General features: G+C 65.8%; 7 protein-coding genes, 1 other RNA gene and 1 pseudogene. 6 read left to right on the plus strand and 3 right to left on the minus strand.

Annotation, left to right across the window (positions count from 1 at the left end):
* A pseudogene (locus ACE3TU_RS18175) lies at positions 1 to 818 on the plus strand (hypothetical protein); the annotation flags it as partial.
* A gap of 60 nt (positions 819 to 878) precedes the next feature.
* On the opposite strand, the gene ACE3TU_RS18180 reads toward ACE3TU_RS18175, so the two are convergent.
* From ACE3TU_RS18180 to ssrA, 3 genes are all read right to left on the minus strand, one after another.
* A complete protein-coding gene (locus tag ACE3TU_RS18180; protein ID WP_374626775.1) occupies positions 879 to 1,109 on the minus strand; it encodes a ribbon-helix-helix domain-containing protein in 231 nt (76 codons plus the stop codon).
* Between the two features lie 3 nt (positions 1,110 to 1,112).
* A complete protein-coding gene (locus ACE3TU_RS18185) occupies positions 1,113 to 1,595 on the minus strand; it encodes an SspB family protein (protein ID WP_374626777.1) in 483 nt (160 codons plus the stop codon).
* Between the two features lie 137 nt (positions 1,596 to 1,732).
* Positions 1,733 to 2,087, minus strand: a transfer-messenger RNA (tmRNA) gene (ssrA, locus tag ACE3TU_RS18190).
* A gap of 140 nt (positions 2,088 to 2,227) precedes the next feature.
* On the opposite strand from ssrA, the gene ACE3TU_RS18195 reads away from it, so the two are divergent.
* The 5 genes from ACE3TU_RS18195 to ACE3TU_RS18215 form a co-directional block, all read left to right on the plus strand.
* Complete coding sequence (locus ACE3TU_RS18195) at positions 2,228 to 3,022, plus strand: thymidylate synthase (protein ID WP_374626779.1); 795 nt, start codon at positions 2,228 to 2,230, stop codon at positions 3,020 to 3,022.
* On the plus strand, positions 3,019 to 4,050 hold the full coding sequence (locus ACE3TU_RS18200; protein WP_374626781.1) for a DUF4424 domain-containing protein: 1,032 nt from the start codon (positions 3,019 to 3,021) through the stop codon (positions 4,048 to 4,050). Before ACE3TU_RS18195 ends, ACE3TU_RS18200 begins: the two co-directional genes overlap by 4 nt.
* 42 nt (positions 4,051 to 4,092) lie before the next feature.
* Entirely contained in the window at positions 4,093 to 4,572 is a 480-nt protein-coding gene (locus ACE3TU_RS18205) for an N-acetyltransferase family protein (protein ID WP_374626783.1), read from the plus strand.
* Positions 4,569 to 5,093: a dihydrofolate reductase gene (locus ACE3TU_RS18210; RefSeq protein ID WP_374626785.1), complete on the plus strand. Its 525-nt coding sequence runs from the start codon at positions 4,569 to 4,571 to the stop codon at positions 5,091 to 5,093. The genes ACE3TU_RS18205 and ACE3TU_RS18210 overlap by 4 nt, the downstream gene beginning before the upstream one ends.
* Positions 5,094 to 5,298: 205 nt before the next feature.
* Positions 5,299 to 5,701: SPFH domain-containing protein (locus ACE3TU_RS18215; protein ID WP_374626786.1), on the plus strand; the 403-nt coding region annotated here is incomplete at its 3' end.

Consider the following 5,701-nt stretch of genomic DNA (forward strand, 5'->3'; position numbering starts at 1 on the left):
TCGACGGAACCGGCGGCAGCGTTGCCGGCGTGCTCCAGGCCATGACGGGCGAAGGAACCTACACGGTGGACGACTTCTCCATCGCCCGGCTCGATCCTCTGGCGCTGGCTGCCGTTGCGGCCGTCGATGATGTGCTCGAGATGCAGCCCGACGAGTTGACGAAGCTCATCGAGGATCGTCTGGATGACGCGCCCCTGGTCAGCGACAGCGTGTCGGGCGCCTTCACCATCGCCGGTGGCGTCGTGCGCAGTCCCAACCTGACCGTGACGGGGCAGGGCGGGGCGCTGTTCGGCGGCAGCCAGGTGCGGCTGTCCGATCTCGGCCTGTCCGGCAGCTTCGTGCTGTCGGCAACCGGTGCCATCCCGGCCGCGCTGCTCGATGCTGCATCGGCCGAGGTCGTCACGCGCCTGTCCGGCACGCTGCTGGCGCCCGAGCGGAGCTTCGACGTCTCTGCGCTGGTCGATGCGGTGATGGTCAAGGCCTATGAGGCCGAGGTCGCGCGGCTCGAGCAGTTGCGCGCCGAGGAGGAGGCCCGCCGACAGGCCGCCGACGAGGCCGAAAAGCTCCGGCTCGCCCAGGAGGAGAGGGCGCGGGAAGAGGCCGAACTCATCCGCAAGGCCGACGAGGCAGCCCGACAGGCTGCCGAAGAGGCCGCGGCCAGGCAGGCGGCGGAAGAACTTGCGGCCCGTCAGGCCGCCGAGGAGGCCGCGCGGAAAAAGGCCGCCGAGGAAGCCGCCCGGAAGAAGGCCGCCGAGGCCGCGGCGCGCAAGGCCGCGGAAGAGGCCAATCGGCCGATGGACCTGGGACTGGGCAACTAGCCGGGGCGTCGTCCGTTCGGAAGTGCCAAAGGATCGGCCTTCCGGAGCAGGGCCGACGCGTCAGGGAGGCGGCGGATCGCCGTGGCTCGGACGGTCCCGGTACCAGGCGAGAACCGCAAGTCGCAGCGCCGACGACAGGTTCGGCACGTCGCGTGTTTCGTCGATATCGCGGATCAGCGCTGCCATCGGCATCCCGCGTGCGCTGGCCATCGCCTCGAGGCCGACCCAGAACTCCGGCTCGATCGCGATGCTGGTCCGGTGCCCGGCAATGCTGATCGAACGCTTCTGCATCCGCTACTTCTTGCGGAACGCGTCGAGGCTGATGACCTTCTCCCCCTTCGGCTCGCTGCCTGAGCCCGCCGGGGGGACGGTCTCCTCCGGCGGCGCAGTCGCCGGCACCGGGTCCGCCGCCGGCTTGACCTGCTCGACATCGAACTGCAGTCCGAACTGCACCGAGGGGTCGAAGAAGCCCTTGATCGCGGAGAACGGGATCGCCAGCAGTTCCGGCTTGCCGTCGAACGACAGCTCCACCTCGAACCCGGTTTCGCTCACCTTGAGGGCGCCGAACTGGTTCTGCAGCACGATCGTCATTTCCTTGTCGTACTGTTCGACCAGCCGCTGGCTCAGGCGGACGCCCGGCGCCTTGGTGACGAAGGAAATGAAGAAATGGTGTTCGCCCGGCAGCCCGGTGCGCGCCACTTCGGACAGCACCTTGCGCACCACGCCACGCAGCGCTTCCTGTGCGAGAATGTCGTAGCGGATCAGGTCTTCGGCCATCGGCGTCCTTGTTGCGCGGGGGAATCCCAACCGCCGCATATCATCGGTTGGTTGCCCACAATTCAAGGCGAAAAGCAGGGTGGCGACAGGCCGTCGCGCCCTGCCGGATGCCGTCGAAGCTGGCCCGGGGAGGAATGAGTGCAGGCTTCTGTTGCCAGGTGCCTGCGAACCCCGCCTGTCGCCCTGCTAGGAGCGAAGGACTTTGATTCCCAGTGCTAGCGCCGCATTACGCAGCGAGAGCGACCGGAGCATAGTTGTCGTTGGCAACTATTAGGATGGCCCGATGTCGGTGGTACCATGCCGAGCGAAAGTCTACCCTTTACGCCCTTGTCGATCCTGTTTCGCCCCCATTGTCTCCGCCACGACGGAGGGGTTTGGTGGAGGCGCCGGGCACTGCCCCCGGGTCCAATGGGTTTATTACGATAGCCGTTTATCGCCATAGCCGTTGCCGGCACCCCCTATATAGGATCGGGCTCGGCCGGATGCAATTGACCTCTCGGCCTCCGTTCCATCCGGTCCACACCCGGCCGCCGCCGGCATGCGAGATTGCGACGGGCAACCCTCGATCCCGGTTTCGCGCCGTCCGCGCTCGTCCTAGTCTGCCGCTGCTCCAGATTCGCCCCGGCGGTGCCATGCAAGCCTATCTCGACCTGCTCAAGGACGTGCTCGAAAGCGGCACCGATCGTCCCGACCGCACCGGTACCGGTACGCGTTCGGTCTTCGGCCGCCAGGTCCGGTTCGACCTGTCGCAGGGCTTTCCGCTCCTCACCACCAAGAAGCTCCACATCAAGTCGGTGATCTACGAATTGCTGTGGTTCCTGCGTGGCGACACCAATGTGCGCTGGCTGCAGGAACGCGGGGTTCGCATCTGGGACGAGTGGGCCGACGAGAACGGCGATCTCGGACCGGTCTACGGCTCGCAATGGCGCAGCTGGCCGGATGGCCGCGGCGGCACCATCGACCAGATCGCCAATCTTGTCGCCTCCATCCGCAGCCGGCCCGAGTCCCGCCGTCACATCGTCACGGCATGGAATCCCGCCGAGGTCGACGACATGGCGCTGCCACCGTGCCACTGCCTGTTCCAGTTCTACGTGGCCGAGGGCCGGCTGAGCTGCCAGCTCTACCAGCGCAGCGCCGACATCTTTCTCGGCGTGCCGTTCAACATCGGCTCCTACGCGCTGCTGACCCACATGCTGGCGCAGGTCAGCGGTCTCCAGCCGGGCGATTTCGTCCACAGTTTCGGCGACATCCACCTCTACCACAATCACTTCGATCAGGCCCGGCTGCAGTTGGCACGTTCGCCGCGGCCGCTGCCTCGCCTGACACTCAACCCCGACCGCCATGATCTCTTCGCGTTCGATTTTGAGGACTTCATGATTACCGGGTATGATCCGCATCCGCACATCAAAGCCGAGGTGGCCGTATGAAACCGCTTGGTTCCCTTGCCGTTCTGTTGTCGGTCGTCGCCGCGCCTGCGCTTGCCAACGACACCATGTCGCAGCTGGGCGCGGGCGGGCTGATCTTCCTGACCTCGGAGAACATCAGCATGCAGTCGGAGGATCTGTTCGTGTCCCCCGCGCAGGTCCGGGTCCGCTACCAGTTCCTCAACAAGTCCGACACGGACGAAACCGCTCTTGTCTCGTTTCCCCTTCCCGACATCGAGGGCAGCGGCGACTTCATGGTCTCGGTTCCGAGCGAGGAGCCGGGCAACATCTTCGGCTTCAGCACCACCTTCGACGGCGAGCCGGTCGAGGTGACGCTGCACCAGTATGCCTTCGCCTATGGTGTCGATCACACCGAGCTGCTGCGTGACCTCGGAGTTCCCCTGATCCCGTTTGGCTCCGCCACCACCGAGGCCCTGAACGGGCTTGGCGAGGCGGACCAGCAGCGGCTCCTGCACCTGGGCCTCGTCATTCCCATGCAATACAACTCCGGCGACGGCTGGCAGACCGACTACGTCCCGGTCTGGACGCTGAGATCCGCCTACACCTGGGAGGCGACGTTCCCGGCGGGAGAGGTGGCGGAGGTCGAACACAGCTACACCCCCAGCGTCGGCGGCACCGTGGCGGTCACCTTCCTTTCACCCCCTTACGAGGACTACGATCCGGCCACCGAGTACCAGAAGCGGTACTGCACCGATGAGAGCTTCGTGAAGACGGTGCGCAAGACCCTGCCCAATCCCGAGGAGCCGTACGGCGCCCCCTATACCGAGAGCTGGATCTCCTACATCTGGTCCACTGGCGGCAACTGGTCCGGCCCCATCGGCCGGTTCCATCTGACCATCGACAAGGGCAGGCCCGAGAACCTCGTCTCGTTCTGCTGGGACGGCGAGGTCACCAAGACCTCGCCCACCACCTTCGAAATGGAAGCCACCGACTGGTTCCCGCCGTTCAACCGGGAGCTTGAGGTGCTGATCCTCAACAAGCAGGACCAGACGGCCCAGAGTGCCGGCTGAGGCATGAACGGGCGGCTTGCCGGCGCAACCGGGTAGGTGCGGATGACACTCTCCATTCACCGGGCGGTGCCGGACGATGCCCCTCTGGTGCTCGATTTCGTCCGGGCTCTCGCCGACTACGAAAAGCTAGCCCATGAGGTCGAGGCCACCGAGGCCGACATCCGGCGCGACCTCTTCGGCCCCGATCCCAAGGTGTTCTGCGAGATCGCCGAATGGAACGATCGCCCGGTGGGCTTTGCGCTTTGGTTCTATACCTACTCCACCTTCCAGGGACGGCACGGCATCTGGCTGGAGGACCTGTTCGTGCACCCGGAGGCCCGCGGTCTGGGGATCGGCAAGGCCCTTCTGGTCGATCTGGCGCGCCGCTGTGTTGCCGAGGGGCTCGGACGCTTCGAATGGTGGGTGCTGGACTGGAACGCGCCCTCCATCGACTTCTACAGGTCGCAGGGCGGCGTGATGATGGATGAGTGGACCAAGGTCCGCATTTCCGGCCCGGCGCTCGCCCGGCTGGGCGCGACATGACCGTTCGCGTCGCCCTGATTGCCGCTGTAGCGCAGAATGGCATCATCGGCGCGGCAGGCCAGATTCCGTGGCGATTGCCGACGGACTTCGCCTTCTTCAGGCGGATGACGCTCGGCAAGCCGCTGATCATGGGACGCAGGACCTTCGAGAGCATCGGCCGCCCGCTGCCGGGGCGAACGAGCATCATCGTCAGCCGACGGCCCGGGTACCAGGCCGAGGGTGCATTCGTGGTCGACAGCCTGGCACTGGCGCTCGATCGGGCTCAGGCCATTGCCGCAGCCGACAATGCCGAAGAAGTGATGGTCGGCGGTGGTGCTGAGATCTACCGCGAGGCCCTGCCAGTGGCCGACCGGATCTACCTGACCAAGGTCGAACTTTCCCCTCATGGCGATGCCAGCTTCCCACATCTCGATACGGCCATGTGGGACGTCGAGGACCTGCCCGAGGTCGTTCCGGGGCCTCGGGACAGCGCCGGATTCCGCGTGAAAATCTACCGCCGCCGGGCCGTCTCCGCACGTTGATCGGGCCGGTGGGCTTCCCTATATAGGTCCATCGAGATCAATCGCGGATGAAAGGTGCTAGATGCCCTGGGATAACAACACGGGTGGGGGAGGTCGCAATTCGAACAGTGGCGGCCCCTGGGGGCAGGTTCCGGGCGGTGGCAGCGGCGGTGGTGGCGGCGGTGGCGGGCGCAGGCCCGGGAACACCCCCAACCTCGAGGATCTGTTGGCGCGGGGTCGCGACCGCTTCCAGGGCGGCGTCCCCGGCGGACGCTGGGCCATTGCCGGCGCCGTGCTGGCCGCAATTGTCTTCTGGGGGCTGAACTCGGTCTACACCATCGAAGCGCAGGAAGTCGGCGTCGAGCTGCAGTTCGGCAAGCCCAAGCCGGAGCTGAGCCAGCCCGGCCTGCACTTTCACCTGTGGCCGATCGAAAGCGTCGAGCGGGTGACCGTCACCGAGAACCAGACCTCGTTCGGTACGATCAATTCGGGTCGCAGCAATGGCGACGAGGGGCTGATGCTGTCGGGCGACCAGAACATCGTCGACGTGCGGTTCTCCATCCTGTGGTCGGTCTCCAATCCCATCGACTTCCTGTTCAACGTACGCGATCCCGAAGACATGGTGCGCA

The organism is Devosia sp., from assembly GCF_041917035.1.
Lineage (GTDB): Bacteria > Pseudomonadota > Alphaproteobacteria > Rhizobiales > Devosiaceae > Devosia_A.

Excerpts from the sequence above, each read along its gene's own strand:
- ACE3TU_RS18180 (WP_374626775.1), bottom strand. The coding sequence starts at position 1,109 with ATGCAGAAGCGTTCGATCAGCATTGCCGGGCACCGGACCAGCATCGCG.
- ACE3TU_RS18185 (WP_374626777.1), bottom strand. The coding sequence starts at position 1,595 with ATGGCCGAAGACCTGATCCGCTACGACATTCTCGCACAGGAAGCGCTG.
- ACE3TU_RS18195 (WP_374626779.1), top strand. The coding sequence starts at position 2,228 with ATGCAAGCCTATCTCGACCTGCTCAAGGACGTGCTCGAAAGCGGCACC.
- ACE3TU_RS18200 (WP_374626781.1), top strand. The coding sequence starts at position 3,019 with ATGAAACCGCTTGGTTCCCTTGCCGTTCTGTTGTCGGTCGTCGCCGCG.
- ACE3TU_RS18205 (WP_374626783.1), top strand. The coding sequence starts at position 4,093 with ATGACACTCTCCATTCACCGGGCGGTGCCGGACGATGCCCCTCTGGTG.
- ACE3TU_RS18210 (WP_374626785.1), top strand. The coding sequence starts at position 4,569 with ATGACCGTTCGCGTCGCCCTGATTGCCGCTGTAGCGCAGAATGGCATC.